This is a genomic window from Paenibacillus faecalis, assembly GCF_900289175.1.
Taxonomy (GTDB): Bacteria; Bacillota; Bacilli; order Paenibacillales; family Paenibacillaceae; genus Paenibacillus_AQ; species Paenibacillus_AQ faecalis.
In genome coordinates, this window is record NZ_LT985747.1 from 343,998 (window position 1) to 361,685 (window position 17,688).

At 46.5% G+C, this 17,688-nt stretch carries 20 protein-coding genes; all 20 read right to left on the minus strand.

Translation table 11 applies throughout. The annotated features are described in order from the left end of the window. Positions 1-20 precede the first annotated feature (20 nt). Positions 21-1,286 carry a flagellar motor switch phosphatase FliY gene (gene fliY / locus C8268_RS01630; protein WP_106766060.1) on the minus strand — a complete coding sequence of 422 codons (1,266 nt, stop codon included), beginning with the start codon at positions 1,284-1,286 and terminating at the stop codon, positions 21-23. Further along, positions 1,276-2,277, minus strand: coding sequence for a flagellar motor switch protein FliM (gene fliM, locus C8268_RS01635; RefSeq protein WP_106766061.1), 1,002 nt, complete (start codon positions 2,275-2,277; stop codon positions 1,276-1,278). Before fliM ends, fliY begins: the two co-directional genes overlap by 11 nt. A 33-nt stretch (positions 2,278-2,310) precedes the next feature. After that, the gene (locus C8268_RS01640) at positions 2,311-2,775 is read right to left on the minus strand and encodes a flagellar basal body-associated FliL family protein (protein WP_106766062.1); all 465 of its coding nucleotides are present in this window, start codon (positions 2,773-2,775) and stop codon (positions 2,311-2,313) included. Further along, positions 2,772-2,996 carry a flagellar FlbD family protein gene (locus tag C8268_RS01645; RefSeq protein WP_106766063.1) on the minus strand — a complete coding sequence of 75 codons (225 nt, stop codon included), beginning with the start codon at positions 2,994-2,996 and terminating at the stop codon, positions 2,772-2,774. The genes C8268_RS01640 and C8268_RS01645 overlap by 4 nt, the downstream gene beginning before the upstream one ends. A gap of 54 nt (positions 2,997-3,050) precedes the next feature. Beyond that, the gene (flgG, locus tag C8268_RS01650) at positions 3,051-3,866 is read right to left on the minus strand and encodes a flagellar basal body rod protein FlgG (protein ID WP_106766064.1); all 816 of its coding nucleotides are present in this window, start codon (positions 3,864-3,866) and stop codon (positions 3,051-3,053) included. A 76-nt stretch (positions 3,867-3,942) separates the two neighbouring features. Next, the gene (locus C8268_RS01655; RefSeq protein WP_106766065.1) at positions 3,943-4,332 is read right to left on the minus strand and encodes a TIGR02530 family flagellar biosynthesis protein; all 390 of its coding nucleotides are present in this window, start codon (positions 4,330-4,332) and stop codon (positions 3,943-3,945) included. Next, the gene (locus C8268_RS01660) at positions 4,329-4,934 is read right to left on the minus strand and encodes a flagellar hook capping FlgD N-terminal domain-containing protein (protein ID WP_234032946.1); all 606 of its coding nucleotides are present in this window, start codon (positions 4,932-4,934) and stop codon (positions 4,329-4,331) included. Before C8268_RS01660 ends, C8268_RS01655 begins: the two co-directional genes overlap by 4 nt. 25 nt (positions 4,935-4,959) lie before the next feature. Next, entirely contained in the window at positions 4,960-6,426 is a 1,467-nt protein-coding gene (locus tag C8268_RS01665; RefSeq protein WP_106766067.1) for a flagellar hook-length control protein FliK, read from the minus strand. 35 nt (positions 6,427-6,461) lie between these two features. After that, positions 6,462-7,394, minus strand: a complete 933-nt coding sequence (locus C8268_RS01670; RefSeq protein ID WP_106766068.1) for a MotE family protein — start codon at positions 7,392-7,394, stop codon at positions 6,462-6,464. Positions 7,395-7,437: 43 nt separating this feature from the next. Further along, positions 7,438-7,881 carry a flagellar export protein FliJ gene (fliJ, locus tag C8268_RS01675; protein WP_106766069.1) on the minus strand — a complete coding sequence of 148 codons (444 nt, stop codon included), beginning with the start codon at positions 7,879-7,881 and terminating at the stop codon, positions 7,438-7,440. A gap of 10 nt (positions 7,882-7,891) precedes the next feature. After that, on the minus strand, positions 7,892-9,211 hold the full coding sequence (gene fliI / locus C8268_RS01680) for a flagellar protein export ATPase FliI (protein WP_106766070.1): 1,320 nt from the start codon (positions 9,209-9,211) through the stop codon (positions 7,892-7,894). Continuing rightward, the gene (locus C8268_RS01685) at positions 9,198-10,073 is read right to left on the minus strand and encodes a FliH/SctL family protein (RefSeq protein ID WP_106766071.1); all 876 of its coding nucleotides are present in this window, start codon (positions 10,071-10,073) and stop codon (positions 9,198-9,200) included. Before C8268_RS01685 ends, fliI begins: the two co-directional genes overlap by 14 nt. Beyond that, positions 10,066-11,082 carry a flagellar motor switch protein FliG gene (fliG, locus tag C8268_RS01690; protein WP_106766072.1) on the minus strand — a complete coding sequence of 339 codons (1,017 nt, stop codon included), beginning with the start codon at positions 11,080-11,082 and terminating at the stop codon, positions 10,066-10,068. Before fliG ends, C8268_RS01685 begins: the two co-directional genes overlap by 8 nt. A 13-nt stretch (positions 11,083-11,095) precedes the next feature. After that, on the minus strand, positions 11,096-12,679 hold the full coding sequence (gene fliF, locus C8268_RS01695; RefSeq protein ID WP_106766073.1) for a flagellar basal-body MS-ring/collar protein FliF: 1,584 nt from the start codon (positions 12,677-12,679) through the stop codon (positions 11,096-11,098). Between the two features lie 34 nt (positions 12,680-12,713). Beyond that, a complete protein-coding gene (gene fliE / locus C8268_RS01700) occupies positions 12,714-13,028 on the minus strand; it encodes a flagellar hook-basal body complex protein FliE (protein ID WP_106766074.1) in 315 nt (104 codons plus the stop codon). Positions 13,029-13,065: 37 nt separating this feature from the next. After that, entirely contained in the window at positions 13,066-13,518 is a 453-nt protein-coding gene (gene flgC, locus C8268_RS01705) for a flagellar basal body rod protein FlgC (RefSeq protein ID WP_106766075.1), read from the minus strand. A gap of 6 nt (positions 13,519-13,524) precedes the next feature. Further along, positions 13,525-13,932 carry a flagellar basal body rod protein FlgB gene (flgB, locus tag C8268_RS01710; RefSeq protein ID WP_106766076.1) on the minus strand — a complete coding sequence of 136 codons (408 nt, stop codon included), beginning with the start codon at positions 13,930-13,932 and terminating at the stop codon, positions 13,525-13,527. A gap of 396 nt (positions 13,933-14,328) precedes the next feature. After that, entirely contained in the window at positions 14,329-15,732 is a 1,404-nt protein-coding gene (gene hslU, locus C8268_RS01720; protein ID WP_106766078.1) for an ATP-dependent protease ATPase subunit HslU, read from the minus strand. A 47-nt stretch (positions 15,733-15,779) separates the two neighbouring features. Beyond that, a complete protein-coding gene (gene hslV / locus C8268_RS01725; protein WP_106766079.1) occupies positions 15,780-16,322 on the minus strand; it encodes an ATP-dependent protease subunit HslV in 543 nt (180 codons plus the stop codon). Positions 16,323-16,346: 24 nt separating this feature from the next. Next, positions 16,347-17,678 carry an FADH(2)-oxidizing methylenetetrahydrofolate--tRNA-(uracil(54)-C(5))-methyltransferase TrmFO gene (trmFO, locus tag C8268_RS01730; protein WP_106766080.1) on the minus strand — a complete coding sequence of 444 codons (1,332 nt, stop codon included), beginning with the start codon at positions 17,676-17,678 and terminating at the stop codon, positions 16,347-16,349. Positions 17,679-17,688: the final 10 nt, after the last annotated feature.

Below are 17,688 nucleotides of genomic sequence, written 5' to 3' on the forward strand. Positions count from 1 at the left end.
AATCCTCCCTAAAATATGTGCTATTGTAATTTTTGTATTCGGTCCCATTGACTTACGATATCTGTAACCCGAACACCAAAGTTTTCGTCAATAACGACAACCTCACCTTTGGCGACAAGTTTGTGGTTTACAAGGATGTCTACCGGTTCACCCGCAAGCTTGTCCAGCTCGATGATCGATCCTTGAGATAATTCCAAGATATCCTTAATTTGCTTCTGGGTCCTTCCTAATTCTACGGTGACTTTAAGGGGAATGTCCATCAGTAAGTTCAGATTGTTTTCATCCACCTGAGCGTAAGGTGCGCTTTGCAGGTTGGCGAATTGCACAGGCTGAACATTTACATTACGATTTGGTATTCCGCCATACTGCTGAGGTGCCTGAGGATACGGCATCTGCGGCTGTCCATAAGGCATCTGCGGCATGTCTGCTCCACCCGGCATACCCATCCCGTAGCCTTGATCCTGTGGGTAACCCTGCGGAGGCATTTGCCCTGGCACTTGCTGCTGCATCGGCGCCTGTTCTTGGGTAGGCGCTTGCTGCTCAACACTTTCCTTGACTGGCGCTTCCTGCGACGCTGCTGATTCATTAGCAGCCGGTTCCTCTGTTTCGTTAATTAGCGTATGAACCATATCTTTGGCAAATTCGATCGGAAGAAGCTGCATGATCGTCGAGTCTATAAGATCGCCAATGATAAGTCGGAACGAAATTTTAATGAGCGTTTCATCTACAGGCAATTTATTGACCCCGTTGCCGTTAGACATGTTAAGAATGTCGATACCCGGAGGGGATATGTTGACAAGCCTGTTGAAAATAGTAGACATGCTCGTCGCCGCTGAACCCATCATCTGATTCATAGCTTCCTGAACTGCGCTAATATGAATCTCATTCAATTCTTCTTCCTGAGGATTTCCCTCACCGCCCAGCATCAGATCTGCAATAACCTGAGCATCGCGCGTCTTGATCACAAGCGAGTTAATTCCCTCAAATCCGTCAATATAAGTGACGTGAACTGCTACATGCGGTTTAGGGAATTCTTCTTCAAACTGGTCCCTCGAAATAATGGACACCCTTGGTGTTGTAATATCCACCTTTTTTCCCAGCAGTGTAGAAAGAGCCGTAGCTGCACTGCCAAACGTAATATTACCGATTTCACCTAACGCATCCTGCTCCAATGGTGTCAAAATATCATCAACGCTTAACACCGAAGGAGAGGGGCTTGATGCCATCTCTGTCTGTTTCAAGAGAGCATCGATTTCTTCCTGGGATAAATAGTCTTTACTCGTCAAGTTCTTCAACTCCTTCGCTGACGACGATTTCATCAATCTGCACGGCGACCCGGTCTTTCATCGTACCCGGACTGCCTATATACTTCAGCTTATCGCCCACTTTAATAGCCAAGCCATCGTGCACAGGTTTGTTCAAAGCGATCACATCCCCAACGCTCAGTCCCAAAAACTCGGAAATGGTAAGTTTGGACTCTCCAAGCTCTGCGATGATCGGTAGCTTGGCTTTGCTAACCCGTTTCTTTAATGCATCCACTTCTTCAGGCACCCGAGTCTTTTTCTCGGAAATAAACCACTGATGGGCAGACAGCTTCGACATGATAGGCTCCAGAACGACATGAGGAATACAAAGGTTAATCATCCCGGTCGTGTCGCCAATTTTGGTGCTCAACGATATAAGTGCAATCGTTTCGTTCGGAGATACGATTTGCATAAACTGCGGGTTCGTCTCCAATGCCTCGAGTCGAGGCGTAATATCCAATACCGTTTTCCAGGCTTCCTGCAAGCTATCAAAAGCTCTGCTGAAAATGCGCTCCATAATGATCGTTTCGATTTCGGTTAACGCATTGATTTTGGTCGGAGCGCTCCCCGTACCGCCAAGCAGTCGATCCAGCATGGCATAGGCGATGTTTGGATTGACCTCAAGCACCATTCGCCCGACAAGTGGCTCTGCTTCAAAAATATTGAGAACCGTCATCTTGGGAATGGAACGAATAAATTCATCGTATGGTAGCTGCTCAACCTGGACGACATTAATTTGTACAAAGGTGCGAAGCTGAGCCGAAAAATAAGTCGTTAAATAACGGGCAAAGTTCTCATGGATCCGGGTTAAGCTGCGAATATGATCCTTGGAAAAGCGCACTGCTCTCTTGAAATCATAGGAGCGAATTCTTTTCTGGGTTTCTTCTTTTTTCAACTCTTCCGCATCCATTTCTCCAGAAGAGAGCGCGGCCAGCAGGGCATCAATCTCATTTTGCGATAAAACATCAACCATCATCTCACCCCCCTACGTGATCCAAGTTTTCGCTTATAAAGGAACAACAAGTTTTTCAGTGATTTCAATTTGGACTAATTGTCCGTTAGGCAAAACTTTGCTGATCTCATCAAACAATTTCGAAAGAAACTGGTCGGTGGCCTTGGAGTCCTTCAAACTTTCCGGCTTGGTATCATTCAAAGCCTTGATGATGATCGGTTTCACTTTGATTTCCTTTATTTTGTCAAAGTCTTCTTTAGCCTTCTTGTCTCGAAGTTGAAACGCAAAGTTCATGGTGCCAAGATAATCAGGATCAGCCAGATTCGTCTTGACTTCTTTAATTTCTGCCGTCACCTCGACCACCTCATCGGCAGACAATACTGGCGTTGGTGCCGGTGCGGCAACCACACCTGTTGGTTCCTCTTTGTCAAGCATCTTATTCGATAGCAAGAATACCGCCAGCACAATTAATGTAATGGATAGCATAATTGTAACTAGCCAGGGAAGCATCTTCTTCATAATGGTTCCTCCATCTGTTGCACTTTAATGGTTGCTTGATGTATACCGACCTCGTGATGATACGCTTTGACAGATGCGATGATTTCTTCGGCTTTCTCCAAAACGATCATTCTTTTACCAGTCGTTAAAGTTATATATGTATCCGGAGTCTCCTCAACCATTTCAATCAACAATGCGTTGAGCCATATTTGTGAACCGTTTAACCTCGTTACTGAAATCATTGAAAAGCCTCCTTAATTATGGGGAGGGCTGAGCCTCCCCGATCTATTTATAAACTATCGCTTCAAGTTAACGACTTCCTGAAGCACTTCATCCGAGGTTGTAATGATTCTGGAGTTCGCCTGGAAACCGCGCTGGGCTACGATCATCTCCGTAAATTCACCTGTCAGGTCAACGTTGGACATTTCAAGCTGACCTACGATAATCGCACCTGTACCTTGGTCAGGATCATTTGGCGCCAATCCTAAAGCCTCAGGATCTCCGTCCTCACCAAGAGCATTTTCTGTTACGCGGTACAAGTTGCCTCCCATCTTCTCAAGACCTTCAGGGTTCGCAACCCTGGCAAGCCCGATTTGAACTGCATCGGCAGCATCACCGCCTTGCATGGTAATCATTCCATCCTGTCCAATGGAGATGCCTGTGGCTCCGCTAACATTAATGATTCCGCCATCAACATCCGTGACAAACAATCCGTCAGAAGTAACCAGGTTGCCGTTGCCATCGATATGAAAATCACCAGCTCTGGTCAAGAAAGGAACATCCTGATCCTCTGACACCTTCACCATGAAAAATCCGTCACCGTTGATTCGAAGATCGGTCGGTCTGTTTGTCGTTTGCGCACTGCCCGGTGTATGAATCGTATCAATAGAGCCTATCGTTGTACCAAGACCCACCTGCATGGGATTCACGCCGCCTCGCTCATCGGTAGGCGCTGTTCCGCTGGAAACGGTCTGGCTCAAAATATCCTTGAACATGACACGTCCTGCCTTAAAGCCTACGGTATTTACGTTCGCAATGTTATTACCGATTACGTCCAATTTCGTCTGAAATCCTCTCATACCGGAAACGCCCGAGTACATGGATCTTAACATTGATCTTCCTCCTTATGATTGAGCCGCGTCAGTCGGTCAGCGGCCACTTTGGCTTCCTTTACGGGCCAGCCAGCTGTTATGAAATAATGACGGCACTATCGATTTGAGTAAACACATTGTTCTTCATCGTCTGACCATCCATCGCAGTGACGACAGTCCGGTTAGGCACATTGACAATTAAAGCAACATTATTCATTAAAATCAGTGATTCTTTACTGCCTTTAGCTGCTGCTTTTTCAATAGCCGAGTGAAGTTGTGCCAGCTGATCTCCCTTGAATTCAATACCGCGCTGTTCCAGTCGTTTGGCCGCATGATTGCTAAATTTAAGAAGACTTTCTTCCAAAAGCTCCTGAAATTTTCCTGGTTGCGCCTTGGAAGGACTGGCCGATCTGTTCAGGTCCCGGTGCAGCGCAGTAGGATGAATCGCTCCAGAATAAAGCTGTCCAATCGTCATTCTCTCATTCATGGAGTTGTCCCTCCATGATCTTCACTGCTTTGCGGAGAAGACTCTGAAGATTCAACCGGAGTTTCCGTATCTGTTGAAGAATCCGCTGAAGGACCTTCAGGCTCTGCTGCTGGAGTTTCTGGATTGTCCGAATTTCCGGCATCCGGCACTTCTGATTCAGGCACATGATTTTCGATCTGTATGATGTAATCGAGCGCCACTTCCTCGCTGCCGATTCTGGCATACTGTATACCGTCACGAATAAGAACGGAATCCACAACTCCGCTTTTCAGCGTGGTTTCACCGGTATTGCCTTCCACGTATTCCACCCAGCTTACTTTCTTGCCGATAAAGCTTGATACGGCTCCAAGAGATTGCCTCATATCCGTTAACTGGGAAGAAATATTCATCATCTGTTCAAGCTGTGTAAACTGAGCCAGCTGCGCGATAAATTCCCTATCCTCCATCGGTTGGAGCGGATTTTGATATTTTAGCTGGGTAATAAGCAAACTCAAAAACTGATCCTTCCCCAATGTCTGCTGTTCCTCAGTTGTACCGGCTTTGCTCACATTATCTTTAGAATAACTGGGCCATACATTTACACTGGAATTCACATAATTCACAGGCAATGATCTCACCTCCCTGCACCTAAATTTTTGCTGTGAATGTTTCACCATAGCCCTGCTCATCAGCATCCTCGCGCTCGGCTAACCATTCATTCCATTCTTCGGTTATGGCTGCTGCAGCAACGCCGTCATCCGATGGTGCTTCTTTTTCTCTGGAGCGACGGTTCGGATCATCTTGTTGTCCAGAACCTGATTGTCGTCCATCCTGGTGCAATTGGGACGATGATGGCTGACTGCTTTGCGTTACCTCCAGCTTCTCTACCTGCAAGCCTTGCCCTTGAAGAGCTGTACGCAATTGGGCCATTTGCTGGTCCAGCAATTCCCTTGCATCGGAATTTCGGGTCATAAACTGAGCGATTAATTGCCCATTTTGCATGGTGATTCGGATATCCACCTGACCCAAATGTTCAGGATGTAATAGTATTCTCGCCTCGCTAAAACCTTGCGACTTCACAAACTCCAGCTTGTTGACAAACAGATGGGTCATCTCTTTAGCAAACTGTTCCACTGGTACTGGCTGGGCCATCGGCTTCACAGGTGCTGCCGTTCCAAATCGAAGTGCCAGCTGACCGGCTGTGACCGTATTTCCATCCGCTTCCATCAGAAAAGCACTCTTACTCGCACCCGATTCCTCGCCCAAAGTGCCATCTTTCACTTGAGTGTTCACTTTTACGATGTTCTCCGATACTTTTGGCGTATCTGATGCTGATGCCTGTTTTAACTGAAACGGAAGTTCTCTATGATTCACTGTCGCAGCTTGCTCTCCATTCGCCTGAGTCATGGCTGCAAGCGTTGACGTTTGACCCGCCAGTGCCGATCTCATTGCACCTTTGCTGCTTTCCGGCAATAAAGCCTGAAAGGATTGAACAAGCTGCAAAACCTGAGACTGTGCCTGTTCATTTGAAGGCAAGCTTTTAACCATCTGGCTTAGCTGTGTAAGAGCATCCTGCAACGCAAAACGAATCGTCTCCGGATGTGAAGCAAGCGGCGAAAGCATCTGTGCATTCCCTTCAGGAAGCTGCTGCTGGTTAAGCGATTGACCTTGAGCCTGCATCTGCTCCTGCAACCCATTCAGCACACCCATTGCCTGCATCAACCAGGCCTGAAGTTTCTCTAACAGCGAAGAATCATTCACTACTGCCTCTTCCAACTGGTCCAATAATTTAAGCAATAACTTTAAAACCTGTTCAAGGTTCAAGCCCTCCTGCTTAAAGCCTGACGCCGAATTCACCATCTCACCGGAAATTGCCTTTTCGCCTTCAGAAAGAGCCGCTAAATCCTTTACCATTTGAACAGACCCGTTTAGCATCAAGGCAGATGTATCCTTGCCGGAAGCAGGTGTTTCTGCACTCGACATTTGATGTACCAAAGTTTGTCCAAAAGTAACTCCTGCTGTATCGCTTTCTGTCGCTGTTTTTCCGCTGTCCGTCTTGCCTCCGGATGTCAGGGCGTTATTCGCAGTCGCCATGTTTTGAAATATGAGTGTCACTTTTTTTCACCTCCTTTCAATACATGACAAAAGTCTTATTTAGCTCCCATCAATCGATTCAATATTTTCGCTGCAAGTTCCGAATCTTGGGCAGACATTGAATCCAAAATTCGTGCTCGCGCCGCATCATTAACTGAATTCAAAATCGTGATGACTTTCGATGGACTTATCTTGTAAGTTTGCATCAGAAGGTCAGCCGCTTTATCAGGTGCCATCTGTGAAAAAGTTTTGCTTAACTGGTTTTGATCCAGATTATCTGTCGTTTTTAAAGATTCCTGTTCTTTGTCTCTCTTCTCGCGTGATTTCTTGGCAGCTTCAGCCAGCTCTTCTGTCGACTTCGCTTCTTTGAGATGCATCGTAGCTTCCGCAGCTATTTTGGGGTCCATCTTCTCCAATATGGCAACCCGATTCGAGTTTTTCATCTCCCCAAGCATGAGCACCATCTCTTCCATCGTCAGGTTTTGCATAATCGGTGCCGCTTTGCTTGGACTCATATCGGCATACATCTTCGCCAACTCTTGTATTTGCTCAATATAGGAATCTTCTTCCTCGGCTTGCTCTACAGCTGCCGCTTCAGTTTCCATTTCATCAAGCTGGGCCTCAAGCTGCTCTGCCTTTTCCTCCTGAGCTGTCTTCTGCTCCGACATTTCTTGTAAAGCCTCTTCTGTCTCTGCCAGCTGTTTTTTCAACTCCTGAACTGTCGCCTCGTTGCTTTCCTCCTGATCTTTCAAATCCTTCTTTTTCTGTTCTTCGGGTGATAGTTCGCGGTCGGGCACCCAATCCTTAACAATCGGTATTTTGTTGGCAACATCTAATACTCCGTTACGAACATTGAGGTTAAAGAGCATCAACAGCACCCCAACCAATACAATGGTAAAAATAATCGGTATTAAGAAGAGCAGTATCCGTTCAAATCCCCCGTTTGATTCCTCATGATCTATGGGCATATCGTCGTCTTTACGTGCCACTCTATACTCCTCCTTCGCGGGCATACCCAGTGATGGTTCAAGCTTAGTGGGCGTTTATGGCAAAGCGAACCGTTGCCATTTCGTCCAGCTCGTTCTGTTCCCGTAGGAGACTTTCTTGCCGGAATTTTTCTTTTGATTTATCTCTGGCTTTGAGCCATACTTTTTCGTCCAGCATTTTTTCGGTTAAATGCTCTTGCTTCTCGTTGACATGATGATTGGCTATGCGGATATCATCCTTTTTCTTCTCGATACAGGCTTCCAAGTATTCCAGATAGGTTGCGATATTCTGAATCTCGGCTACCGCTGCACACCGGCAGGCTGCATCCTGCTGAGCTTTAAGCATCTGCTCCCGCATATCAAAAAGTTCACTCAAGCTTTTTTCTTCCGCTTGGAGCTTACCGATCGCGGACGATAGCATCCATTCCGCTTGTGTCTTCTCATTGCTTTTTAAATCCACAATTTTCTGGAATGCGTATTGAAATTTCATCTTTCACTCGTCATCTCCTTGAAAACTCGGTAATCAAACGGTCCTGCACTTCGCTTAACGTCACTTTTTCGTTCACTTTTTGCTTCGTAAAGTCCCAGATGCGCTGGATGTAATCCATCGATTCATCGATATCCGGATTTGAACCCCGCTGATACGCTCCAATGTTGATCAAATCCTCTGAGTCTTTATATACGGCCATCAATCTTTTAATGTTTTCGGCCGCTTCTATCTGCTCCTCAGGCGCGATGTCCTTCATCACCCGGCTAATACTTGCAAGCACATCAATGGCAGGGAAATGCCCTTTGTTGGCGATACTTCGGTTCAGTACGATATGTCCATCCAGTATCCCCCGAACCGCATCTGCAATCGGCTCGTTCATGTCATCTCCGTCTACCAGGACGGTGTAAAAAGCAGTGATCGAACCTACAGGACCTGTTCCCGCCCTTTCGAGCAGCTTTGGCAGACTTGCGAATACAGACGGAGTATAACCGCGCATCGCAGGCGGCTCTCCTACGGCAAGTCCAACTTCCCGCTGTGCCATGGCATATCGTGTTACGGAATCCATCATCAGCATCACGTTCAAGCCACGGTCCCGAAAATATTCAGCGATCGTTGTGGCAATCAATGCCCCCTTAATTCGGATAAGCGCCGGCTGGTCGGATGTTGCAACGACGACTACGGAACGCTGCAATCCTTCCGGTCCCAAATCTCGTTCTATGAAGTCCAAAACCTCTCTGCCGCGCTCACCGATCAAGGCAATAACGTTAACATCGGCAGAAGTGTTTCTTGCGATCATGCCCATTAGCGTACTTTTACCTACACCTGAGCCGGCAAAAATCCCGACACGCTGACCTTTGCCGATGGTCAGCAGTCCATCGATTGCGCGGACACCAATGCTTATTGGCTCCTGCACACGCGGCCTGTTCAGCGGATTCTGCGGTATGTTGTTCGTTGAACTGTATGGCATTCTGGCTGGTATGATGGAACCGTCCAGCGGCTGACCCAGACCATCCAGTACTTTTCCAAGCAGCTCCGAGCCCACCTGAACGCTAAGCGGTTTGCCTGTTCCAACAACGTCACACCCCGGTCCGATTGAATGCAGTTCACCAAGAGGCATGAGCAGCACCTTGTTGTCCCGGAAGCCTACAACCTCGGCCTGAAGCGGCTTGGACTGTTTGCTTGGGTAGATGTAACAGACATCTCCTACACTCGCATCTGGGCCTTCAGACTCAACCATAAGACCTATGACCTGAGTAACCTTCCCGTTGATACGAACGGGATCAATATGCTTCAAATGATCTATGTACCGGTTGCTGTCAAGCTTCTTCATCCTGATTTCTCCGTTCCTCGTTATCCAGTGCGATCCGCATCAGCTCTTTTTTGATTTCTGTAAGCTGGGTATCAATCCGGGCGTCTACACTACCGAAGGAAGATCGGATAACACACCCTCTGTCTTGAACCGTAGCATCCGGCAGTATTTGCAGTTCTGCCTGAGAGTCGACAGCCATAGCCAGCTCCTCATGGGCAGCATATACAAATTCAAATTGGGAAGGGGAAACGCAAAGCGATATAATCCCCTTCTCACGTTTTCGAGTCAGGTACTTTCGAATCAGATCCAGCATATACTCCGGTTCCACGGTCAATTGTCGATCAAGAACTTTTTCAGCAATTGCGCAGCTGAGCTCGACTAGGAACGGTTCCGATTCTTGGATCAGCTCTTCCTTTGCTTCGTAAGCTTGCTCAAGAAGCTCCCTTGCTTCTTCTGTGGCCTGCTCCATCGTTTCTTTCATTTCCAGCTCAGCCTTAGCAATGCCTTCATCGTAACCTTGCTTGAAACCCTCAGCCTTTAGCGCTTCTGTAAGATCTTCATCCTGGTTTCTTCGCTCTTCCCACCAAGCTTCGATCTGGGCCTTGGCATCAGCCATCAGCTTTTCGGCTTCCTCTGATGCCTCTCGAATTTGCCGCTCGGCAAATTCCTGCGCATCCTTAAGCATTTCTTCCTTGATTTGTTCAGCCTCTGCAATCGTGTGAAGAACAACCGATGCAGGTTCTGTAGATTCTTCACGTTCTACAGGCTGTACTGCTTCAGTTGAATCCTCTTCCTCAACAGCCGGTGCATAGCGACGGGCTAAATCCAACTCTTTCAAGACATCCACCGGCATATATTGGGACGATTTGATCAAGTTAGACAATAATGTCATCTCCTCCACCGCGAGCTATAATCACTTCGCCAGCTTCCTCAAGTCTCCGGATCGTGCTTACGATGCGCGTCTGAGCTTCCTCGACGTCACGCAGCCGTACCGGTCCCATGTATTCCATTTCTTCCCGGAATGTCTCGGCCATTCTCTTGGACATATTGCGGAAAATAACGTCCCGCACTTCTTCACTTGCCACTTTAAGCGCAAGCTGCAAATCGGCATTGTCAATATCACGGATAATTCGCTGGATAGAACGGTTATCGACGTTAACGATATCTTCAAAGACAAACATCCGTTTCTTAATCTCTTCAGCCAGCTCTGGATCCTGGATCTCCAGCGCATCCAGTATGGTACGTTCTGTTCCCCGGTCGACTCCGTTCAGAATCTGAACGATCGATTCGATGCCTCCGGCGCTGGTGTAATCCTGTGTAACCGTTGCTGAAAGCTTTTGTTCCAGCACTTTTTCAACCTGTGATATAACTTCCGGTGAAGTGCTGTCCATCACAGCCACTCTGCGTGCAACTTCCGCCTGTTTTTCCTGCGGAAGCGATGAGAGAATGGCAGCTGCTTGCTCAAACTGCAAGTATGAAAGCACAAGCGCAATCGTTTGAGCATTTTCATTTTGAATAAAGTTTAGTATCTGACCCGGGTCTGCTTTTCTCGCAAAGTCGAATGGCCGTACTTGCAGTGTAGCGGTCAATCGATTAATAACTTCCATCGCTTTTTGCTGGCCTAATGCTTTCTCCAATATTTCTTTCGCATAAGTGATACCACCCTGCGTTATATATTCTTGAGCCAAACAGATCTGATGGAATTCAGACATGATAAGTTCTTTTTCCTCGCTATCGACCTTGCGTACGTTAGCTATTTCCAGTGTCAGTTGTTCAATTTCTTCTTCTCTTAAATGCTTGAATATTTGAGCAGACACTTCAGGGCCTAGCGTGATCAACAAGATCGCTGCCTTCTGGCGTCCGCTTAGCATTTGGTTATTTCCTCTGGCCAATTGACTTCCACCCCTATTCCTCAGCTAGCCAAGTCCGAAGTAAATTAACGAATTCGTCTGGTTTCTTTTTCGCAAGCGTCTCAAGCTGCTTGCGAACTTGACTCTCATTCGTCACGCTCTCCAAATTAATGGACGGAAATTCTGTCGTTGGTGGAAGCGGGATATCCTCTTCCAGCAGCTCTTCTTGCTGCTGTCTCCGTCTACGTATCAAGAAGATTACGCCCCCTGCCACCAAGGCAAGTGCAGCGATTCCGATTCCCCACACCAGCGGCTGAGAAAGGAGTGTCTTCGTATTATCTTCAGCATTGACATTAGTTACCTGTGAAACAACCGAAACTTTTTTGGCTAACTCTTCGTCTGTATATGTAGTACCGGAATCAGCAAGCGAGGCTCGAACAATGTTGATTAATATGTTTTCAATCGCACCTCTGGTAGTCTCGTCTAAAGTAGTTTGTCCCTCAGGTGGTTCAACAGAGACATTTATGGTTAAATCTTTAACAGTGTACGGACTTGATATAATATCACGAGTGATCCGGTTGACATCATAGTTGATCGTACTGGAGGATTCCTCCGAATTTGTTTCGCCTCCAGCTGATTCACTCGGATAACCAGGTACCTCTTCTTCACCCATGCCAACTACACCGCCGGAAGGGCTGTCTGTGCCTGAGTAGTTCTTTTGAATCTCCTGCACACTGATTTCAATACCCTTCATTTCTTCTTCGTCGACGGGCTCAACGAGATTTTCCTTGCTCTGTACCTGATCAAAATTTAGTTTTGAAGCAACAAGTACGTTCACCTTATTCGGACCTATGTATTGGGACAGAAACTGCTGAACATTTTGACGCACATCATTTTCAAATTTCTTCTGAAGGGCGAAGTTTTCTTCAACTTTTCCGATTAAACCGCCCTGTCCGCCTTTTGCTGTTGCCAGAAGTTCAACCTCATCATTTGTAATTGTGATGTTCTCAATCGGCAAGTTCGGCACAGAAGTTTTAACAAGGTTGTAATAGCTGTCAACGATCTCCTGAGTAGGACGGTAACCTGGTTTAAACTGAAGAACTACCGAAGCCGAGGCTTTCTCCTGATCTGCTGTTGTTGCGAACACACTTTCTTTCGGAAGATTTAGCAGTACCGTTGCATCTTTGACGCCGTTCATTTTCTCGAGCATGCGCTCTACTTCACCGTTCAAGGCATTGACATATTTGACTTCAAATTCATTGTCGGTCATGCCTATGGCTGAAGCATTCTGTTCAAACGTTTCAAGCCCGATCGTTCCATTCTGGATAATGCCTTGTGATCCAACATCAATCTGCACTCGCGTTGCATCCGTGCTCGGTACCGAGATGCTTGTTCCATCCGCGCTGAGCTTGTATGAAATTCCTTCAGACTCAAGGTGACTGATAATGCCAGCGGCATCATTGGAATCCAGATCTCTGAAGGCTACTTCATATTCGGTCTTGGAAAACTGCATCGTTAGTATAATAATCGCAATGAATATAAAAGAGACTGTAGAAACAAGCATTATTTTCTGTTTTTTGCTGAATTGATTCCAATACTGGGACAGTTTCTCCCGATACTGAGTTATTCGTTCATTCACATTGTCACCCCATCCGAAACTTTGCTAGAAACTTTTAGATTTGCGTGCGCATGATCTCTTGATAGGCTTCTACCACTTTGTTTCGGACCTGCGTAACGAGCTGCACGCTCAGCAAAGCCTGTTGGGCTGCTATCATCGTTTGATCCACACTAGCTTCGCCCAACATCATCTTGTCGGCCATTACATGTGAATTCTCTTCCAGCGAAGCTACCGATTGAAGCGCATCTTCAAGATAGGACCCGAACTCGCGAATGGACTCTGAAGGTGTTTTTGCCACCTCAACCTCAGGAACGCCTTGCATTTGCAAGGGCTGTATTTGACCCGTACTGAACATCGTATTTTGGATCATGAATATTCCCTCCTGTTCCCCTATGTATTAATTCTCTCTACTTCCCAATCTCTAGTGCTTTCATCACCATCGCTTTCGAAGCATTCAATGCAGTCACATTCGCTTCATACGATCTGGTGGCGGAAATCATATCGACCATTTCTTTCGCAATATCCACATTCGGCATGTATACATAACCCTCTGCATTCGCATCCGGATGATTCGGGTTGTATACAGGCTTCAAAGGCGATTGATCTTCCTTGATCGTTCCGACCTTAACACCCTCTCCTACTTTCTGCCCGCCTCCCATTTGTGCCTGGAGCATACTTTCAAAGGAGTTCTGGAGAGGCTCCATCACGACGACTTTTCGGCGATAAGGAACAAACTGCCCATTCTCGATGCCGGCCCGTGTCGTTTCCGCATTCGCAATGTTAGAAGAAATGACGTCCATTCTGAGCCGTTGTGATGTTAAAGCCGAGGCGCTGATACTCAAACTGTTACTGAAATTCATTGACTATTATCTCCCCTCTACAGCAGTCCGCATGATTCGAACTTGATCATTTACGGCTTGGACATATGCATGATATCGAAGCTGATTCTCTGCAAGCAGGGTCATGTCTCGGTCAATATCGACATTGTTACCATTGTTATTCATAGCGCTTGAATGATCCGTGCTCACGGATGCTGCTGGGATCTGGTTTGATGGTCCGATTACAAAATGCCTCGGATCTGTTCTCTTCCCAGGCAAGGACGTCCTCACCCCGTTCATTTCCTTCTGCAAAAGACTCTCAAATGCTACATCCGACCTTTTGAAATAGGGGGTGTTTGCATTTGCGATATTGTTGAGCAGTACTTGGTGTCTAAGGTCTGCCGCTTTCAATCCGCTTTGCAGCCTTTCAAAGCTGCTGTTACTCAATAAGTTCACAAGTCATACCCCTTCTTTTTAGACTTTGGTGACACATATTCAACATGACCAGCCCAAATCCTCTTTTTTTCGACAATCATAAATAATACATATGCCCTAACCTAGGTCTTAAGTAGAAAAAGACAACATGATGTCACATAAACTAAGTTTCAGGTACAATGGGACTTTTTTCAATAAGAAAAAAGCCCTATCTTTTACCAAAAAGAAGGGCTTTTTGTTCATTTTTATTCATTTTTCCCCTAAAATCTTCAAAAACGGTTGGATAATTTTGCGAAACGCACCCAAAGCAACGCATTTGAATAGGTCTACTTTTCAAGTCGAATATGCTCTATCGGTCCCGATTACTTTCCGACTTATGAAATCATTTCGACATTTTCAGACTAAACGAATCCCATTTTATAGGATGTATTGACTTAAATCTCGATCTTTAGCAATATCTGACAACTTTTCGTTAACATACTGCGGCGTAATAACCATTCGTTCCAACGTTAACTCAGGAGCTTCGAACGACAAATCCTCCAGCAGTTTCTCCAAAATGGTATGCAACCTACGGGCACCGATATTTTCTGTATTCTGGTTAACAGAAGCGGCAATTTGTGCAATTTCTCGAATGGCTTCCGGTGCAAACTCCACCTCAATATCTTCGGTTCGCAAAAGATTGATGTACTGCTTGGTTAAAGCGTTCTCAGGCTCTGTTAAAATGGACACAAAATCGTCAAGTGAAAGACTGCTCAGTTCAACCCGGATCGGAAAACGACCCTGAAGTTCAGGTATAAGGTCTGAAGGCTTAGCAACATGGAAAGCTCCTGCAGCAATAAACAGGATGTAATCCGTTTTCACAGGTCCGTATTTGGTCATAATGGTCGAGCCTTCAACAATAGGTAATATGTCACGCTGAACACCCTCGCGGGATACATCAGGACCCGATGAGCGCCCTTGGCTTGCCACTTTATCAATCTCATCAATAAAAATAATCCCCGACTGTTCAGCTCTTTGGATCGACTCCTGAATAACATCGTCCATATCGATCAATTTGGCCGCCTCTTCCTGAGTCAGCACCTTGCGAGCTTCCTTGATCGGGAGCTTTCGCTTTTTCGTCCGCTTCGGCATGAGGTTGCCGAACATTTCCTGCATGTTGATGCCCATCTGATCGTTACCTTGGCCGGCAAACATATCAAACATGTTGGGCGCTGTATCTTCCACATCAATTTCAATCATATCTTCCTCGAGATTTCCAGACAGTAACTTAAATCTCACTTGTCTACGTTTCTCTTGAATATTACTGTCATTTTCGGCCGGATCATTTTGAACATTTTCCGAATTATTACTGCTGCCAAACAGCATCTCAAACGGATTACGCTGATTTTTAGTCTTGTTCGCAGAAGGCACTAAAATCTGAACAATTCGTTCATTAGCCATCTCCTCAGCCTTATCTTTCACCTTCTCCATTCGTTCCAGTTTAATCATACGAATAGCTGTTTCTACAAGGTCACGCACCATCGATTCAACGTCACGCCCAACATAACCGACTTCGGTAAATTTGGTCGCTTCCACCTTAACAAACGGTGCATTAACAAGCTTCGCAAGACGTCTTGCAATCTCGGTCTTTCCGACACCCGTCGGACCGATCATCAAAATGTTTTTCGGAACGATCTCATCACGCTCCGCCTCGGACAGACGACTTCTGCGATAACGGTTGCGAAGCGCAACGGCTACCGATTTTTTCGCCTGCTTCTGTCCAACAATATATTTGTCAAGCTCGGCCACAATTTGTCTTGGCGTCATCGATTCGTTATTCATCGTCATTCCTCCACCCTAAATAGCTGTTCGTTATTCAATCTTCTGGATTAAAGCTCCTCCACGATGATATTCCCGTTCGTATATACACATACCTCAGAAGCAATTTGTAATGCCTCTCTGGCAATTTCACTCGCTTCCATATGGCTTGCATGCCGCTTTAATGCCCGGCCCGCAGAAAGCGCAAAATTACCGCCTGAACCGATCGCCAGGACATCATCATCAGGTTCGATGATTTCACCTCCGCCGGAAATAAGCAGCATACCTGTTTTATCCATCACTATCATAAGAGCTTCAAGCTTTCGAAGTACGCGATCCTGCCGCCAATCCTTGGCCAATTCAACAGCCGCACGCTGCAAGTTCCCATGATGCTCCTCAAGCTTCCCTTCAAATTTCTCAAACAGTGTAATAGCATCCGCCACAGAACCGGCAAAACCGGCGACAACTTGTCCCCGGTATAGTCGGCGTACTTTTTTGGCGGTCTGCTTCATAACAACACTTTCCCCGAATGTTACCTGTCCATCTCCTGCGATAGCGGCTTTGCCGTTATGACGCACAGCACAGATGGTCGTCGCGTGAAAAGTCATTTCCATGATGACGGACCTCCTTATTACGGATTATTGGTTAGTGTTTAGCTGATTCGAATGAATAAATCCGCGAATGTGTTCCAGCGCCCGATTGGCAAGCGCTTCGTTTTTCTCTTTCTTCTTGCGAATACGAGTTTCCAGCCCAGGCAAAAGGCCAAAATTCGCATTCATTGGCTGGAAATGATCTGGATCTGTATTCGTGATGTAGTATGCCATACTTCCCATCGTAGTTTCCCGTGGGAATATCAGCCCCTCCTGCCCCTTGGCTGCTCTTGCAGCGTTAATGCCTGCAATAAGCCCCGAGGCAGCTGACTCTACATATCCTTCAACGCCTGTCATCTGACCTGCGAAATACAGATTAGGACGAGTCTTTACCTGATATGTCGGCTTCAAAAGCTTTGGTGAATTTACGAAAGTGTTACGATGCATCACGCCGTAACGGACGATTTCCGCATTTTCTAGCCCTGGTATCATGGAGATGACACGTTTTTGCTCTCCCCACTTCAGATGGGTCTGAAATCCAACCATATTGTATAGCGTCCCGGCAGCATTGTCCTGGCGCAGCTGAACGACAGCGTAAGGCAGCTCGCCCGTATGGGGATTGACTAGACCAACCGGTTTCATCGGTCCAAACAGCGCTGTCTGTTTTCCCCGTTTCATCATAACTTCAATCGGCATGCAGCCTTCAAAGTATATTTCCTTTTCGAAATCTTTCAGCGCTGCTACCTCAGCATTAATCAACGCATCATAGAACGCATCGAACTCTTCCTCCGTCATCGGACAGTTCAGATATGCCGCTTCTCCCTTGTCATAACGGGATGCTAAGTATACCTTGCTCATATCAATAGAGTCCTTCTCAATAATCGGAGCAGCAGCATCATAAAAATAAAAGTAATCCTCCCCCGTCATCTCCCGGATTTCTTCAGATAACGTCGGTGAGGTTAAAGGCCCTGTAGCAATAACTACAATCCCCTCTTCAGGTATATGCTGAATTTCCTCATTTACAACCTCAATTAGCGGGTGTTGGTGAAGTGTTTTCGTAATATTCTCAGAAAATCCATCCCGGTCTACAGCGAGAGCTCCCCCGGCCGGAACGGCGTTTTGGTCAGCAGAACCAATAACCAGGGAGTTGAGCATGCGCATTTCTTCTTTTAGTACACCGATTGCATTTCCCAATCCGTTTGCTCGAAATGAGTTACTGCAAACAAGCTCGGCAAATTTATCTGTATGATGAGCCGGTGTTTTTACGACCGGCCGCATTTCATAAAGTGTGACAGGTATCCCGCGGCTAGCGATCTGCCATGCAGCCTCACTGCCTGCAAGTCCGGCACCGATCACGGTAACCTTTTGTGCTTCTGTCAAATGAACTCCC

Bases quoted from the DNA above. Each gene is read 5' to 3' on its own strand.
- fliM (WP_106766061.1), bottom strand. From the start codon at position 2,277: ATGGTTGATGTTTTATCGCAAAATGAGATTGATGCCCTGCTGGCCGCG.
- C8268_RS01640 (WP_106766062.1), bottom strand. From the start codon at position 2,775: ATGAAGAAGATGCTTCCCTGGCTAGTTACAATTATGCTATCCATTACA.
- C8268_RS01645 (WP_106766063.1), bottom strand. From the start codon at position 2,996: ATGATTTCAGTAACGAGGTTAAACGGTTCACAAATATGGCTCAACGCA.
- flgG (WP_106766064.1), bottom strand. From the start codon at position 3,866: ATGTTAAGATCCATGTACTCGGGCGTTTCCGGTATGAGAGGATTTCAG.
- C8268_RS01655 (WP_106766065.1), bottom strand. From the start codon at position 4,332: ATGAATGAGAGAATGACGATTGGACAGCTTTATTCTGGAGCGATTCAT.
- fliJ (WP_106766069.1), bottom strand. From the start codon at position 7,881: ATGAAATTTCAATACGCATTCCAGAAAATTGTGGATTTAAAAAGCAAT.
- fliI (WP_106766070.1), bottom strand. From the start codon at position 9,211: ATGAAGAAGCTTGACAGCAACCGGTACATAGATCATTTGAAGCATATT.
- fliE (WP_106766074.1), bottom strand. From the start codon at position 13,028: ATGATCCAAAATACGATGTTCAGTACGGGTCAAATACAGCCCTTGCAA.
- flgC (WP_106766075.1), bottom strand. From the start codon at position 13,518: ATGAATTTCAGTAACAGTTTGAGTATCAGCGCCTCGGCTTTAACATCA.
- hslU (WP_106766078.1), bottom strand. From the start codon at position 15,732: ATGAATAACGAATCGATGACGCCAAGACAAATTGTGGCCGAGCTTGAC.
- hslV (WP_106766079.1), bottom strand. From the start codon at position 16,322: ATGGAAATGACTTTTCACGCGACGACCATCTGTGCTGTGCGTCATAAC.